Source organism: Streptomyces sp. NPDC059957 (assembly GCF_042730015.1).
Classification (GTDB): domain Bacteria; phylum Actinomycetota; class Actinomycetes; order Streptomycetales; family Streptomycetaceae; genus Streptomyces.
Genome location: NZ_JBHWMB010000001.1, coordinates 228,106 through 243,285 on the forward strand (window position 1 = coordinate 228,106; position 15,180 = coordinate 243,285).

Annotated in this window: 12 protein-coding genes; 5 read left to right on the top strand and 7 right to left on the bottom strand. The window is 71.7% G+C overall.

Annotated elements, in window-relative coordinates:
* The first annotated feature begins 96 nt into the window (after window positions 1-96).
* Both ACFWBW_RS01155 and ACFWBW_RS01160 read left to right on the top strand, forming a co-directional pair.
* Entirely contained in the window at window positions 97-1,050 is a 954-nt protein-coding gene (locus tag ACFWBW_RS01155) for an NUDIX hydrolase (RefSeq protein ID WP_385367396.1), read from the top strand.
* Window positions 1,047-1,892: an MBL fold metallo-hydrolase gene (locus ACFWBW_RS01160; RefSeq protein ID WP_385367398.1), complete on the top strand. Its 846-nt coding sequence runs from the start codon at window positions 1,047-1,049 to the stop codon at window positions 1,890-1,892. The genes ACFWBW_RS01155 and ACFWBW_RS01160 overlap by 4 nt, the downstream gene beginning before the upstream one ends.
* A 16-nt stretch (window positions 1,893-1,908) precedes the next feature.
* Here ACFWBW_RS01160 and ACFWBW_RS01165 read toward each other — a convergent pair whose 3' ends face one another.
* Together ACFWBW_RS01165 and ACFWBW_RS01170 are read right to left on the bottom strand one after the other, a co-directional pair.
* On the bottom strand, window positions 1,909-2,718 hold the full coding sequence (locus ACFWBW_RS01165; RefSeq protein ID WP_385367400.1) for a nucleotidyltransferase domain-containing protein: 810 nt from the start codon (window positions 2,716-2,718) through the stop codon (window positions 1,909-1,911).
* Window positions 2,719-2,856: 138 nt separating this feature from the next.
* Window positions 2,857-3,531, bottom strand: coding sequence for a Crp/Fnr family transcriptional regulator (locus ACFWBW_RS01170; RefSeq protein WP_003981529.1), 675 nt, complete (start codon window positions 3,529-3,531; stop codon window positions 2,857-2,859).
* 397 nt (window positions 3,532-3,928) lie between these two features.
* On the opposite strand from ACFWBW_RS01170, the gene nth reads away from it, so the two are divergent.
* The 3 genes from nth to ACFWBW_RS01185 all read left to right on the top strand — a co-directional run bounded on the left by nth (window position 3,929) and on the right by ACFWBW_RS01185 (window position 6,828).
* Window positions 3,929-4,738: an endonuclease III gene (gene nth, locus ACFWBW_RS01175; protein WP_385367401.1), complete on the top strand. Its 810-nt coding sequence runs from the start codon at window positions 3,929-3,931 to the stop codon at window positions 4,736-4,738.
* A gap of 103 nt (window positions 4,739-4,841) precedes the next feature.
* The gene (locus tag ACFWBW_RS01180; protein ID WP_385367402.1) at window positions 4,842-5,612 is read left to right on the top strand and encodes an NUDIX hydrolase; all 771 of its coding nucleotides are present in this window, start codon (window positions 4,842-4,844) and stop codon (window positions 5,610-5,612) included.
* Between the two features lie 13 nt (window positions 5,613-5,625).
* Window positions 5,626-6,828, top strand: a complete 1,203-nt coding sequence (locus ACFWBW_RS01185; protein ID WP_385367461.1) for a MarP family serine protease — start codon at window positions 5,626-5,628, stop codon at window positions 6,826-6,828.
* Window positions 6,829-7,194: 366 nt separating this feature from the next.
* Here the strand turns inward: ACFWBW_RS01185 and ACFWBW_RS01190 are convergent, their stop codons facing one another.
* From ACFWBW_RS01190 to ACFWBW_RS01210, 5 genes are all read right to left on the bottom strand, one after another.
* On the bottom strand, window positions 7,195-8,163 hold the full coding sequence (locus ACFWBW_RS01190) for an alpha/beta fold hydrolase (protein WP_385367403.1): 969 nt from the start codon (window positions 8,161-8,163) through the stop codon (window positions 7,195-7,197).
* The gene (locus ACFWBW_RS01195) at window positions 8,160-8,618 is read right to left on the bottom strand and encodes a phage holin family protein (RefSeq protein ID WP_266906122.1); all 459 of its coding nucleotides are present in this window, start codon (window positions 8,616-8,618) and stop codon (window positions 8,160-8,162) included. The genes ACFWBW_RS01190 and ACFWBW_RS01195 overlap by 4 nt, the downstream gene beginning before the upstream one ends.
* A 53-nt stretch (window positions 8,619-8,671) precedes the next feature.
* Complete coding sequence (gene nhaA / locus ACFWBW_RS01200) at window positions 8,672-10,105, bottom strand: Na+/H+ antiporter NhaA (RefSeq protein WP_385367404.1); 1,434 nt, start codon at window positions 10,103-10,105, stop codon at window positions 8,672-8,674.
* Between the two features lie 220 nt (window positions 10,106-10,325).
* Complete coding sequence (gene acs / locus ACFWBW_RS01205) at window positions 10,326-12,281, bottom strand: acetate--CoA ligase (protein ID WP_385367405.1); 1,956 nt, start codon at window positions 12,279-12,281, stop codon at window positions 10,326-10,328.
* A 300-nt stretch (window positions 12,282-12,581) separates the two neighbouring features.
* Complete coding sequence (locus tag ACFWBW_RS01210) at window positions 12,582-15,005, bottom strand: SulP family inorganic anion transporter (RefSeq protein ID WP_385367406.1); 2,424 nt, start codon at window positions 15,003-15,005, stop codon at window positions 12,582-12,584.
* Window positions 15,006-15,180 lie beyond the last annotated feature (175 nt).

Consider the following 15,180-nt stretch of genomic DNA (forward strand, 5'->3'; position numbering starts at 1 on the left):
CGCGGCGGCACAACCGCAGCCGGGCAGCGCCCCCGCGCAGCGGGGTCCGCGAGGTCGCCCCTCGAACATCGGCCCGGATGCCCGTAGCATCCCGCCATGCCGAATGGTCAGTACGGTCAGCAAGAGACCTCCGCCGGAGGTCAGTGGTACCCGCCGGAGTGGCCCGACCGGATCCGCGCACTCGCGGACGGCGCCCTCACCCCGGTGGAACCGAGGCGCGCAGCCACGGTGATGCTGCTGCGCGACACCCCCGACGGCCCCGCCGTGCACATGCTGCGCCGCCGCGCCGAGATGGCCTTCGCCGGAGGCGCCTACGCGTATCCCGGCGGCGGCGTGGACCCCCGGGACGAGGACCACCTCATCGGCTGGGCCGGCCCGACCCGCGCCGAGTGGGCGGAGCGGATGGGCACCGACCCCGCCACCGCCCAGGCGATCGTCTGCGCAGCCGTCCGCGAGACCTTCGAGGAGGCCGGGGTCCTGCTCGCGGGAGAGTCCGCGGACACCGTCGTCGGTGACACCACCGGGGAGGACTGGGAGGCCGCCCGCGCGGCCCTGGTCGCCCGGGAGCTGTCCTTCGCCGAGTTCCTCGACCGCCGGGGCCTGGTCCTGCGCTCCGACCTGCTCGGCGCGTGGGCCCGCTGGATCACCCCGGAGTTCGAGCCGCGCCGGTACGACACCTGGTTCTTCGTCGCGGCCCTCCCCGAAGGCCAGCGCACCCGCAACGCCTCCACCGAGGCCGACCGCACGGTCTGGACCCGCCCCGCCGACGCCGCCGCCGGCTACGACAAGGGCGAGCTGCTGATGATGCCGCCCACGATCACCACCCTGCGCTCCCTGGAGCCCTACGGGAGCCCCGCCGAGGCCCTCGCGGCGTCCGGCGCCCAGGACCTGACCCCGGTCCTCGCCAAGGCCACGCTCACGGACGGGGAGCTGGTGCTCAGCTGGCCGGGCCACGACGAGTTCACCAAGCGCGTCCGCCTCGCCCCCGGCCCCACGAGCCCCGGCCCCGCGAGCTCCGGCCCGGCACACCCCGGAGGAGCCCCCGCATGACCGATGCCGCCGCCCTGCCCGGCCAGCCCCGCGGAATCGTCGTCTCCGGACCCGCCACCGCCCGTGCGGTGAACGTCCTGGCCCCGAACGCCTCCCCGATGACCCTCGACGGCACCAACACCTGGCTGGTCTCCGAGCCGGGCTCCGACCTGGCCGTGGTGATCGACCCCGGCCCGCTGGACGACGTACACCTGCGCGCGGTCGTCGCCGCCGCCGAGGAGGCGGGCAAGCGGGTCGCGCTCACCCTCCTCACCCACGGACACCCCGACCACGCGGAGGGCGCGGCCCGCTTCGCCGAGCTGACACGGACGAAGGTCCGCGCCCTGGACCCCGCCCTGCGCCTGGGCGACGAGGGCCTGGCCGCCGGGGATGTCATCCGCACGGGCGGCCTGGAGCTGCGCGTGGTGCCCACTCCCGGCCACACCGCGGACTCGCTCTGCTTCCACCTGCCGGCCGACCGGGCGGTCCTGACCGGTGACACGATCCTGGGGCGCGGCACCACCGTCGTCGCACACCCCGACGGGCGGCTCGGCGACTACCTGGACTCCCTGCGCCGGCTGCGCTCGCTGACGGTCGACGACGGGGTCCACACGGTGCTCCCGGGGCACGGGCCGGTCCTGGACGACGCGCAGGGCGCGGTGGAGTTCTACCTCGCCCACCGGGCCCACCGCCTCGCGCAGATCGAGACGGCGGTCGAGAACGGCCTGACCACCCCCGAGGCGGTCGTCGCCCACGTCTACGCGGACGTGGACCGGTCGCTGTGGCCGGCCGCGGAGTGGTCCGTACGCGCCCAGCTGGAGTACCTGACGGAGCACGGGCTGATCCCCGGGGCTCCGGACTGAGCGGGCCGCAGGCGGGCTAGCCGGCCGGGCGGGGCGTCTTCGTCCCGTGCCGGGCCGTGTACTCGTCCGCGAGCCACGGCCCGAGGTCCTCGACGTAGGCGCGCAGCACGGCGGGGTCCGCGACCGGCTCCAGCGCGGCGGCGGCCGCGGCGCGCATCTGGGCGGCGCGCTCGGGGTAGTACTGCCCGAACACCTCCGCCGACTCGGTGAGGTCGCTGGTCCAGCCGCCCCACCGCGGCATGACGAGGGTGAACCCGGTCCGTACGAGGTGCCGCGAGACGCCCCGGCACAGCTTCCGGTACTCCTCGGGCGTGGCCGCCGCCCGGATCCGCTCGCGCACCCTGGGCAGCAGCTCGGCGAGGTCGCCGTTGGACTCGCGGGCGAGCAGGCCGTCCGGCCGGTAGCGGGGCAGGTGCTCGGCCAGGTCCGCGCCGAGCAGCGGGGTGCACAGGCAGGCGAGGAACCAGCCCAGGTCGTAACGTTCCTGCTCGCTCAGCAGCCGGTCCTTGCCGTACAGCAGGATCCCGACTCCGTCGATCTCCGCGAACTCCTCGTCGACACCGCGCGCCAGCGCCTCGGTGGTGTCGCGGTCCTCCGCGCCGGGCGCGTGGTGCAGGGCGATCAGCAGGTCGAGGTCGGACTGCCCGGGCCGGGCCGTCCCGCGCGGCACGGACCCGTACAGGTAGGCGCTGTGCAGCCGTCGCCCGTACGCCTCCCCGATCCGCTCCCGCACGGCGGCGACGAGCCCCCGGAACTCGGCCTGCACCTGCCCGAGCGAGCCTTCGCGCTCGAAGTACCCGTACGCGTCGAGGCCTCTGTGCTCCATGGGTCCACTGTGCACAATCCAGCCCCGCCGGCGTTTGAGGCGCGGGGGTTCGGGGGCGGAGCCCCCGCAACGGCGCCGCAGGAACACGCAAAGGGGCCCTGCCCGACTGGGCAGGACCCCTCAACGGAGCTACGAATGTCAGCGCGAGCGCTTGGCGAGCCGCTCCACGTCCAGCAGGATCACCGCGCGAGCCTCCAGGCGGAGCCATCCACGTCCCGCGAAGTCGGCCAGCGCCTTGTTCACGGTCTCGCGCGACGCGCCGACGAGCTGGGCCAGCTCCTCCTGCGTGAGGTCGTGCACGACGTGGATGCCCTCCTCCGACTGCACGCCGAAGCGGCGCGACAGGTCGAGGAGCGCACGGGCCACGCGGCCCGGAACGTCGGAGAAGACCAGGTCGGACATCTGGTCGTTGGTCTTGCGCAGGCGCCGCGCGACGGCGCGCAGCAGCGCGGTCGCCACCTCGGGCCGGGCGTTCAGCCAGGGCTGAAGGTCTCCGTGACCCAGACCCAGCAGCTTGACCTCGGTCAGCGCGGTGGCGGTGGCGGTGCGCGGGCCCGGGTCGAACAGCGACAGCTCGCCGATCAGCTCTCCGGGGCCGAGGACGGCCAGCATGTTCTCGCGTCCGTCGGGTGAGGTGCGGTGAAGCTTCACCTTGCCCTCGGTGACGACATAGAGCCGGTCACCGGGGTCGCCCTCGTGGAACAGGGCGTCACCACGTGCGAGGGTCACCTCGCCCATGGAGGCGCGGAGCTCCGCGGCCTGCTCGTCATCGAGCGCCGCGAAGAGCGGGGCACGCCGCAGTACGTCGTCCACGAGTCTCTCTCCTATGTCGACCAGCCAGGGGATCGCTCCCCCATTTTGCCGGACGGCTCAAACAGTGCGATCAATCACGTTCATCACAAGGATGCCGGACGTACGGGTGTGCTGTGCGGCGAGAGGCCGATCGGGGTGGTGTTACCTGAGGTCCGGGGCGGTCGTCGCCACCGTGTCCCGGACCTGCGGGGGGTCCAACAGGCCGGTGAGAGCACAGGCCAAGGGGTCCGGGGGAGTGACGGCCACCCCAAATTCAGCCGTGGGCGAACACGGCCTGGTGGGAGCCCTCCCGGAGCAGTCACCCCCCTTTCAGGGCAAAACTTCGGCCAAGAAACCCCGACCGGGCGGAGGTCACGTCCGGCCACGGGCGGAGGGCCGCGCGGCGTAGCCTTCGGGGATGGCAGAGAGCAAGGTCAAGAAGGCCGGGACGAAGCCGGAGAGCCATCTGGCGATGGTGCGGCGAGCACGCAGGATCAACCGCGAGCTGGCGGAGGTCTACCCGTACGCGCACCCGGAGCTCGACTTCCGCAACTCCTTCGAGCTGCTGGTCGCCACCGTCCTGTCCGCGCAGACCACCGACCTGCGCGTGAACCAGACGACCCCGGCCCTCTTCGCCGCGTACCCGACCCCCGAGGACATGGCCGGAGCCGATCCGGAGGCGCTGGAGGAGATCATCCGGCCGACCGGGTTCTTCCGGGCGAAGGCCAAGTCCCTGCTCGGCCTCTCGCAGGCGCTGCGCGACAACTTCGGCGGTGAGGTTCCGGGCCGGATCGAGGACCTGGTGACGCTCCCGGGGGTCGGCCGCAAGACGGCCAACGTCGTCCTCGGCAACGCGTTCGGAGTCCCCGGGATCACGGTCGACACGCACTTCGGCCGACTGGTGCGGCGCTGGAAGTGGACCGAGCAGGAGGACCCGGAGAAGGTCGAGGCGGAGATCTGCGCGATCTTCCCGAAGAGCGAGTGGACGATGCTCTCGCACCGCGTCGTCTTCCACGGCCGCCGGATCTGCCATTCCCGCAAGCCCGCCTGCGGGGCCTGCCCGATCGCACCGCTCTGCCCGTCCTACGGGGAGGGCGAGACCGACCCGGAGAAGGCGGCGAAGCTCCTGAAGTACGAGAAGGGCGGCCAGCCCGGCCAACGCCTGACCCCACCCCCGGACTACCCGGGCCTGCCGGCGCCTGCCAAATCCAGCCCCGCCGGCGTTTGAGGCGCGGGGTCCGGGGCGGAGCCCCGGCAGCGGAGCCGCACCCGCAAGGAACGAATCGCTACCCGCGCCGCGTTTGGCGGTGTGTGGGGGACCACGGACAGGGGTGCCTATGACAGAGGCCACGCAGAACCGCAGGGCGGGCACCGCATTGCCCGGCGCAGCCACCGCGCACGGGGCCCCGTACGACACCGGAAGCGGCCGGCGCGGAAGCATCGAGCTGCGCACCCACGGCCTGCCCGACTGGCTGGACCCCGTCGTCGAGGCGGCCCGGACGGTCCGGCCCACCCAGCTCAGCCGGTTCCTGCCGCCGGAGGACGGCCGCGGCCGCCAGTCCGCCGTGCTGATCCTCTTCGGCGAGGGCCCCCGGGGCCCCGAGCTGCTGCTGATGGAGCGCGCCGGCACCCTGCGCTCGCACCCCGGCCAGCCGTCCTTCCCGGGCGGCGCCCTCGACCCCGAGGACGGCGACCCGCACACCACCGGCCCGCTGCGCGCCGCGCTGCGCGAGGCCGAGGAGGAGACCGGTCTGGATCCGGCCGGGGTCCAGCTCTTCGGGGTGCTGCCGCCGCTCTACATCCCGGTCAGCGAGTTCGTCGTGACCCCGGTGCTCGGCTGGTGGCGCGACCCCAGTCCGGTCGGCGTGGTCGACCCGGCCGAGACCGCCCGGGTCTTCACGGTGCCCGTGGCCGATCTCACGGACCCCGGGCACCGGGTCACCGTCGTGCACCCCGGCGGCTTCCAGGGCCCGGCCTTCACCGTGGAATCGGCTCTGGTCTGGGGTTTCACCGCCGGAGTGATCGACCGGATCCTGCACTTCGCCGGCTGGGAACGCCCCTGGGACCGGTCCCGGGAAGTCCCGCTCGACTGGCGCGCATGAGACGGTGACCCCTGTGAACGTGCTGGACATCTTGTTGCTGCTCGCCGCCGTGTGGTTCGCGATCGTCGGCTACCGACAGGGGTTCGTCGTCGGCATCCTGTCGGTGATCGGCTTCCTCGGCGGTGGTCTCGTCGCCGTGTCCCTGCTGCCCCTGATCTGGGACCGGGTCACCGACAACGGCACCCAGGTGTCCACCACGGTCGTCGTCATCGCCGTGGTCGTGATCATCATCTGTGCCTCGATCGGCCAGGCCCTGACCACCCACCTGGGCAACAAGCTCCGGCGCCACATCACGTGGTCCCCTGCCCGCGCGCTCGACGCGACGGGTGGCGCCCTGGTGAACGTGGTCGCGATGCTGCTGGTGGCCTGGCTCATCGGGTCCGCGCTCGCCGGTACGTCACTTCCCACGCTGGGCAAGGAAGTCCGCAACTCCAAGGTGCTCCTCGGTGTCTCCCGGGTGCTCCCGGAGCAGGCGAACACCTGGTTCTCGGACTTCAGTTCCACCCTGGCCCGCAACGGCTTCCCGCAGGTCTTCAGCCCGTTCTCCAACGAGCCGATCACCGAGGTCCAGCCGCCGGACCCGCAGCTCGCGCGCAGCCCCGTGGCCCAGTACGCCAAGCAGTCGATCGTGAAGGTCGTCGGCACGGCTCCCGCGTGCAGCAAGGTGCTGGAAGGCACCGGCTTCGTCTTCGCCCCGGGCAAGGTGATGACCAACGCGCACGTGGTCGGCGGGGTCGGCGAACCGACCGTGCAGGTCGGCGGCGAGGGCAAGCTCTACGACGGCAAGGTCGTGCTCTACGACTGGGAGCGCGACATCGCCGTCCTGGACGTGCCCAAGCTGAAGGCGCCGGCGCTGGAGTTCACCGACAAGGACGCGGCGGGCGGCAGTGACGCCATCGTCGCGGGCTTCCCGGAGAACGGCGCCTACGACGTCCGCTCGGCGCGCGTCCGCGGCCGGATCAACGCCAACGGCCCGGACATCTACCACCGCGGAACCGTGCGACGGGACGTCTACTCCCTGTACGCGACGGTCCGCCAGGGCAACTCCGGCGGCCCGCTGCTGACGCCCGAGGGCAAGGTGTACGGAGTGGTCTTCGCGAAGTCCCTCGACGACCCGAACACCGGTTACGCCCTCACCACGGACGAGATCCGCGACGACATCCGGATCGGCCAGACGGCGAACCGGCGGGTCGACAGCCAGGGCTGCGCCCTCTGAGTCCTGCGGGAGTGTGTGTGGGGCCCCGCGGCCCTGTCGGGCCCCGGAACCCCTGCCCGGGCGGAAACCCTGCCCGGGCCCTGCCTACGTACGCTGGTGCCTGAGCCGGGCGGAGACCCAGCGGGCCCGTCGGCGCAGGATGCGCGGAATCCCGAGTCTGGGGTCGTCGTGGCCTTCGCGGCCCTGCCCCCTGTGCGTGCCCGGCGTGACCGTCGAGCGGCGTTCGTGTGCGGTGTCACCGTAGTCGTGCGTCCAGCCCATACTCCGAGCTGTGCCCGGAGCCCAAGGTCGGTAATCGCCTTCGGGGCGGCCAATTGGCCTATGCGCCAGGCAATTGAATGCTTGTCATATAAGCGACTGTCTCGCTCAGCGGTCCGGCTCGGGATCCTTCAGCCAGTTGACCAGCTCGGTCGAGAACGCCGCCGGGTCCTCCTCGTGCGGGAAGTGCCCGAGCCCGTCGAAGAGCCGCCAGCGGTACGGGGCTTCGACGTACTGCCCGGACCCCGCGGCGCTCCGCGTACGCATCACCGGATCGAGCGAGCCGTGCAGGTGCAGTGTCGGCACCCGCACCGGCCGCTTCATGCGCCGGTTGAACTGCAGGCCGTCGGGCCGGGCCATGGACCGCATCATCCAGCGGTACGGCTCGACCGAGCAGTGCGCGGTGGAGGGGATGCACATCGCGCGCTGGTACACCGCGACGTCGTCCTCCTCGGGGAGCCGGGGGCCCGACCAGTCGCGGATCAGTTCGCCGACGAGCGCCCCGTCGTCGGCGACGAGCCGGCGCTCGGGCACGAACGGCCGCTGGAAGCCCCAGATGTGCGAGCCGGCGCGGGTCTGTCCGAAGTCGGACAGCATCGCGGAGCGCCACCGGCGCGGGTGCGGCATCGAGGACACCACCAGCCGGCGCACCAGCTTGGGCCGCATCACCGCCGCCGTCCAGGCGAGGTAGCCGCCCAGATCGTGCCCGACGAGGGCGGCGTCGGGTTCGCCGAGGGACCGTACGACCCCCGTGATGTCGAGCGCCAGGTTGGCCGGGTCGTAGCCGCGCGGGGTGCGGTCGCTGCCGCCCACGCCGCGCAGGTCCATCGCGACCGCCCGGTAGCCCGCGTCGGCCAGTGCGGTCATCTGGTGCCGCCACGTCCACCAGAACTGCGGGAAGCCGTGCAGGAGCAGCACCAGCGGCCCGTCACCCAGCTCGGCGACGTGGAACCGCGCCCCGTTGGCCGCGACGTCCCGGTGCGTCACTTCTCGCCCGCCGGGGATGGCGATCCGGACCGCGGTGGCGGCGGTGGGGGGCGTACCGAACGTGCCGGAATCGGACGAGGGGGCTGTCATGAAGACGAGCGTGCCACACCCACGGCGTTGTCACTGACCGACCGGGCGTGGGGCTTGACGGTGCCGACGAGGGCCGCCGTCTCCTTGACCGAGGCGATGGTCTTCACCGGGGGCTTGATCTTCTTGAACTTCGCCATGGCGATCAGCCCGATCACGCCCGCGAGCAGCCAGAACGCCACACCGACGATCAGGAAGGACCAGGCCAGCCCGAGCCCGAGGTTGTGGATCCCGTACGCCGCGGCGAAGCTCAGCACCGGCAGCGAGAAGAGGAGGAGCACGCCGGCGACGATGGCGGCGCCGCTGCCGATGCCCGCGCGCTTGACGTCCTGCTTGATCTCCACCTTGGCGAGGGCGATCTCGTCGTGCACCAGGGCGGACATCTCGGCGGTGGCCGAGGCGACCAGCTGGCCGAGTGTGCGCTCGGCTCCTGGGGCCCCTTGGTCCACTGCGCTCATCGCTCTCTCCCTCTGTCGTCCGACTGCGACGGCTGTCCTGTCGTCAGGTCAGATCATGCCGGACGGCCGCCGTCGGCGCTGGACCCGCCCGGAGCTTCGGCCGCGGCGACCGCGGCCTCTTCCGCCTTGCGCAGGTGCTCCGCGGCCCTGGCCTCGTAGATCTTCGCCATCCGCAGGTGGTAGTCCGGCTTGTCCTGCTCGTAGATGTCGGGGATGCCGTCGAGGTCGTCGTCGCGCTCCTCGTCCTCGATGAGCGCCTTGTACTTCCGGTTGCGCATCTTCAGCAGGACGCATGCGAAGACGGCGGCGATGAGCGAGCCGATCAGCACGGCGGCCTTGATCTCGTCGGTGAGGACGGGGTCGTCGGTGAAGGCGAGCTCGCCGATCAGGAGTGAGACGGTGAAGCCGATGCCGGCGAGCGAGGCGACGGCGAAGACGTCCGGCCAGGCGAGGTCGTCATTGAGCTCTGCCTTGGTGAAGCGGGCGGCGAGCCAGGTGCCGCCGAAGATGCCGAGCGTCTTGCCGACGACGAGGCCGAGGACCACGCCGAGGGGCTCGGGCCGGGTGAAGACCTGGCCGATGGACTCGTCGGAGAGGGAGACGCCGGCCGAGAACAGGGCGAAGAGCGGGACGGCCAGACCGGCCGAGAGGGGCCGGACCATGTGCTCGATGTGCTCGCCGGGGGAGTGCTGCTCGCCCTCCTTGCGGTGGCAGCGCAGCATCAGGCCCATGGCGACACCGGCGATCGTGGCGTGGACGCCGCTGTTGTACATCAGGCCCCAGATGACCAGGGCGAGCGGCACGTAGACGTACCAGCCGCGCACGCCTCCGCGGAGCAGGAACCAGAAGAGGACCAGGCCGGCGACGGCGCCGCCGAGCGCCAGGAAGTTGATCTCGCTGGTGAAGAACACCGCGATGATCATGATGGCGAACAGGTCGTCGACGACGGCCAGGGTCAGCAGGAACGCGCGCAGGGCGGACGGCAGCGAGGTGCCGATGACGGCGAGGACGGCGAGGGCGAAGGCGATGTCGGTGGCGGTCGGGACCGCCCAGCCGTCCGTCGAGCCGTTGCCGAGCACGTTGGTCAGTACGTAGACCAGCGCGGGTACGGCCATGCCGCAGATCGCGGCGATCACCGGGAGCGCGGCCGCCTTGGCGTCGCGCAGGTCGCCCGCGACGAGCTCGCGCTTGAGCTCGATGCCGGCGACGAAGAAGAAGATGGCGAGCAGGCCGTCGGCCGCCCAGTGCTGGAGCGAAAGGTCCAGGCCGAGGGAGGCGGGCCCGATGTGGAAGGAGCGGACGCTGTCGTAGCTCGCCGAGATGGCGGGCACGTTCGCCCAGATGAGTGCGGCGATCGCGGCCACGAGGAGGAGGACGCCGCCGACCGTCTCGGCGCGCAGGGCGTCGGCCACGAAGCGGCGCTCGGGTAGCGACAGGCGGCCGAGGAGCTTGCGGTTCTGACTGTCGGTGGGGGTGGGCGCGGCCACGGGTGGCACCTCCGGGGTGGGTTGGACGGCATGGCGAAGCACGTTGCCGACCAGACTTCCCGGCGCACCCTGTGGAGTAATTCTTTAACCGTCTAATACTTTACAGGGTGCACGCGTGGGCGTATCCGGCGATCGTCACTTTATGTGCGAAAAGGGCATCCGGCGCGGCGCGCCGGATGCCCCCTTTCACCGTGTCGTACGGCTACCGCCGGACGCTGCCTCAGTCCTCGCTGCCGGCGGCCGGCAGCTTGCTCTGGATCAGGTCCATGACCGAGGAGTCCGCGAGCGTGGTGACGTCACCGACCGCGCGGTTCTCGGCCACGTCGCGCAGCAGGCGGCGCATGATCTTGCCCGAGCGGGTCTTCGGCAGCTCCTGCACCGGCAGGATCCGCTTCGGCTTGGCGATCGGGCCGAGCGTGGCACCCACGTGGTTGCGCAGTTCCGCGACGAGGGTGTCGGTCTCGGAGGCGCTGCCGCGCAGGATGACGAAGGCCACGATGGCCTGGCCGGTGGTCTCGTCGTTCGCACCGACGACCGCCGCCTCGGCGACCGAGGGGTGCGAGACGAGCGCCGACTCCACCTCGGTGGTCGAGATGTTGTGGCCGGACACCAGCATCACGTCGTCGACGCGGCCGAGCAGCCAGATGTCGCCGTCCTCGTCCTTCTTGGCGCCGTCGCCCGCGAAGTACTTGCCCTCGAAGCGCGACCAGTACGTGTCGATGTAGCGCTGGTCGTCGCCCCAGATGGTGCGCAGCATGGAAGGCCACGGCTCGGTGAGGACCAGGTAGCCGCCTCCGCCGTTCGGGACCTCGTTCGCCTCGTCGTCCACGACGGTGGCGGCGATTCCGGGCAGCGCGCGCTGCGCGGAGCCGGGCTTGGTCTCGGTGACGCCGGGCAGCGGGGAGATCATCATCGCGCCGGTCTCGGTCTGCCACCACGTGTCCACGATCGGGCAGCGGTCGCCGCCGATGTGCTTGCGGTACCAGATCCAGGCCTCGGGGTTGATCGGCTCGCCGACCGAGCCCAGGACGCGCAGGCTCGACAGGTCGAACTTCGCGGGGATGTCGTCGCCCCACTTCATGAACGTGCGGATCGCGGTGGGCGCGGTGTAGAGGATGGTGACGCCGTACTTCTGCACGACCTCCCAGAACCGGCCCTGGTGCGGGGTGTCCGGCGTGCCCTCGTACATCACCTGGGTGGCGCCGTTGGCGAGCGGCCCGTAGACGATGTAGGAGTGCCCGGTCACCCAGCCGATGTCGGCGGTGCACCAGTAGACGTCGCTCTCCGGCTTCAGGTCGAACACCGCGTGGTGGGTGTACGAGGCCTGCGTGAGGTAGCCGCCGGAGGTGTGCAGGATGCCCTTGGGCTTACCCGTGGTCCCCGAGGTGTAGAGGATGAAGAGCGGGTGCTCGGCGTCGAAGGCCTGCGGTGCGTGCTCGGCGGACTGGCGCTCGACGATCTCGTGCCACCAGACGTCCCGGCCCTCGGTGAAGGCGGTGTCCTGGCCGGTGCGGCGCACCACGAGGACGTGCTCGACCTGCGGGCACTTGGCGACGGCCTCGTCGATGGCGGGCTTCAGGGCGGAGGGCTTGCCCCGGCGGTAGCCGCCGTCGGAGGTGATGACCAGCTTCGCGTCGGCGTCCTGGATGCGGGACGCGACGGCGTCGGCGGAGAAACCGCCGAAGACGACCGAGTGCGCGGCGCCGACGCGGGCGCACGCGAGCATCGCGACGACGGCCTCGGGGATCATCGGCAGGTAGACGGCGACCCGGTCGCCGGCCTCCACACCCAGCTCGGTCAGGGCGTTCGCGGCCTTGGAGACCTCGTCCTTGAGCTCGGCGTAGGTGATCGAGCGGCTGTCGCCGGGCTCGCCCTCGAAGTGGATGGCCACGCGGTCGCCGTTGCCGGCCTCGACGTGGCGGTCCACGCAGTTGTACGCGACGTTCAGCTTGCCGTCCGCGAACCACTTCGCGAAGGGCGGGTTGCTCCAGTCGAGCGTTTCGGTGGGCTCGGTGTCCCAGCTCAGCCGCCGCGCCTGCTCGGCCCAGAAGCCCAGCCGGTCCGCGTCGGCCCGTGCGTACGCAGCCTTTGTCACATTGGCGGCGGCGGCCAGATCGGCGGGCGGTGCGAACCGCCGCTCCTCCTTGAGCAGATTGGCCAGGCTTTCATTGCTCACGACGCATCTCCCTTTCCCAGGGTGTCCGTTGTGTCCCCGGTTGTGTCCCCGGGCATAGCTCATCAGTCAATGGCCCGGGTGACAAGAGGTTGCCGGGAATTGGTGTAGACCTATTACCGGTCCGGGCCCACGCACGAGTGGCCCCCTCCCGCCGCAGGGTGCGGGAAGGGGCCACTGAGTGGCACGGATACGGGAGGGTATCGGTTCAAAGCTCCCGCTCGGAGGGGTCTACCCGTTCGGCTGCTCAGCCGTTGAGCCGCTTGGCCGGTGAGCCCCTTGGTCGTTCAGCCGCTTGGCCGTTCAGCCGCGCAGCGCGCCCGCGCCGACGGTGTCGAAGACCCGGCAGTCGAAGAAGTCCTGCCCCTCCGACAGCAGGTACGCCTGCGCCTCGCCGACGTGGAAGTACATCCCGTGCAGCTCCAGCGTGCCCTCGGCGAGCCGCCGGGCCACCGATTCGTGCGCCCTCAGGTGCTCCAGCTGCTGCACCACATTGGTCAGGCACAGCTGCTCCACGGCGTCCGCCGGCAGCCGCCCGGAGATCCGCGCCCAGGCGTGATGACGGCTGGCCATCCGCTCCAGGCTCGGCAGCCCGTGCCGCAGCCACCGCCGCAGCGGGGTCATCGGCACCCCGGGCGCCGAGCTGAGCAGTGCCTGCATGGCCCCGCACCCCGAATGCCCGCACACGGTGATGCTGTCCACCTTCAGGACGTCCACGGCGTACTCGATGGCCGCCGCGACCGAATCGTCCGTGGACTCGGCCCCCGGGAGCGGGACGAGATTGCCGACGTTGCGCACCGTGAACAGGTCCCCGGGGCCGCTGGCCGTGATCATGCTGGTCACCAGGCGGGAGTCCGCACAGGTGAGGAAGAGCTGGGAGGGCCGCTGCCCCTCCCGGGCCAGCCGGGCCAGCTCCTCGCGGACGTGCGGAGCCGTGTCCCTCTGGAAGGCGCTGATCCCGTTGGCCAGTTGACCGGCGCCGCGCCCGCGGGCCGCCGCCGGCGCGGTGGCCGCGAGGGGCAGTGAGAGCGCGGCCGTGCTCGCGGCGGCCTCCGGGGCCGTACCGGAATCCGTGGCGCGGTGGTCGCAGTGGTTCTGCCACGGCGTCCAGGGACGGCAGCACTGGTGGTCCCCGCGCTGCGCACCCCGATGGGCGCGCTCCGCGAGCCGGGTCCACTCGGCCCGCGTCGGCTGGTCCGGCTGGTCCTGCTGCTCGGATCCGGAGATCCTGGCCCCGGCCCGGCCGGTAACCTCCAGCGAGCCCCCGTGCGCCAGATGGGAGTCCCGCCAGTCCTGGAGGGTCTCGTAGGCGGCGTGGTCCATGAACGAGCCGTCCAGTTCGATGACGGCGTGGCCGTTGCCCGGGATCTGGTTGAGCACCCGGCTCAGCCGCGGTACGGCGAGGAAGGTCAACTGCCCCCGCGCCCACACCCGGTGGACCCCGCTGTCCAGGTGCTCGACGGTGATCCGGGTCCGGGCCAGACGGTGCAGGGCCAGGGCGACGGCCATCGCGATGCCGATGGCGACGCCCTCCAGGACTCCGCCGAGCACCACGGCCACGATGGTCGTGGCGTAGACGAGGACCTCGCGGTGCCGGGTGACGGTGCGCAGGTGCGTGGCGCTCACCATCTGCACGCCGACCGCCATCACCAGTGCGGCGAGCGCGGCGAGCGGGATCAGGTCGAGGACCGGCACGAGCAGTCCGGCGGCGAGCAGGACCCAGAAGCCGTGCAGCATGGACGACCTCCGGCTGACGGCGCCGGACTTGACGTTGGCCACGCTGCGGACCGCGACGCCCGTGATGGGCAGTCCGCCCAGGGCGCCCGAGACGATGTTCGCCGCGCCCTGGCCGCGCAGTTCGCGGTTCAGGTCGGCCCGGGCGGGGCGCTTGCCCGTGGCGCGCTCGGAGGCGATCAGCTTGTCGGTGGCCACCGCCGAGAGCAGCGACTCCACACTGCCGACCAGGGTGATGGTCAGCACCGCGGCGATGATGCCCAGCACCGGACCCTCGGGCATCTCGGGCAGTGCGTGGCTGCGCCAGGACGGCAGGTCCACGCGGGGCAGGGAGAGCCCGGCGAGGGCCGCGACTGCCGTCGCGGTGGCGACGGCGGCGAGTGCGGCGGGCACCTTGCGCAGCGCCTTCCCCGCCCGGCCGGGGAGCCGGGGCCAGCCGAGCAGCACGACCAGCGTGAGCACGCTGATCCCGAGCGCGACGGGGTGCAGGTCGGCCAACTGGGCGGGAAGCCCCTGGACATTGGCCACGGCGGAGCTCTGCGGGGTGCCGCCGAGCACGATGTGCAGTTGCGCCAGGGCGATCGTCACGCCGATGCCCGCGAGCATGCCGTGGACGATGGCCGGGCTGACCATCAGCGCGGACCGGGCGGTCCGCAGCGCGGCGAGGCCGAGCTGGCAGCAGCCCGCGAGGACCGTGATGGCGCAGGTGGTGCGCCAGCCGTAGTGCTGGATCAACTCGGCGGTGACGACGGTGAGTCCGGCAGCGGGGCCGCTCACCTGGAGGGGGGCTCCGCCGAGGCGTCCGGCCACGATCCCGCCGACAGCTGCGGCGACGAGCCCTGCCTGGAGCGGGGCTCCGGTGGCCAGGGCGATGCCGAGGGAGAGCGGCAGGGCGATCAGGAAGACGGCGATGGAGGCGGAGAGGTCGGCGGAGAGGTCGGAGGAGGCCCTCCCGACGGGGGGAGGGGAGGTGGTGGTGGGGGTGCTCGTCATAGGTCCCGTCTCCTCGGGGGAGGGGTGAAGCGGCGGGATTATCAACACTCGGTAAACGAACGGTAATGGAGAGTAAAGACCAGTGGTAGGTAATACGGGCAAATGGCCTAGAAATTAGCGCGCCCGAGTGAATAAGCATTTAGTACGGCTTGTCACACCTTCCTTAAAACGGACC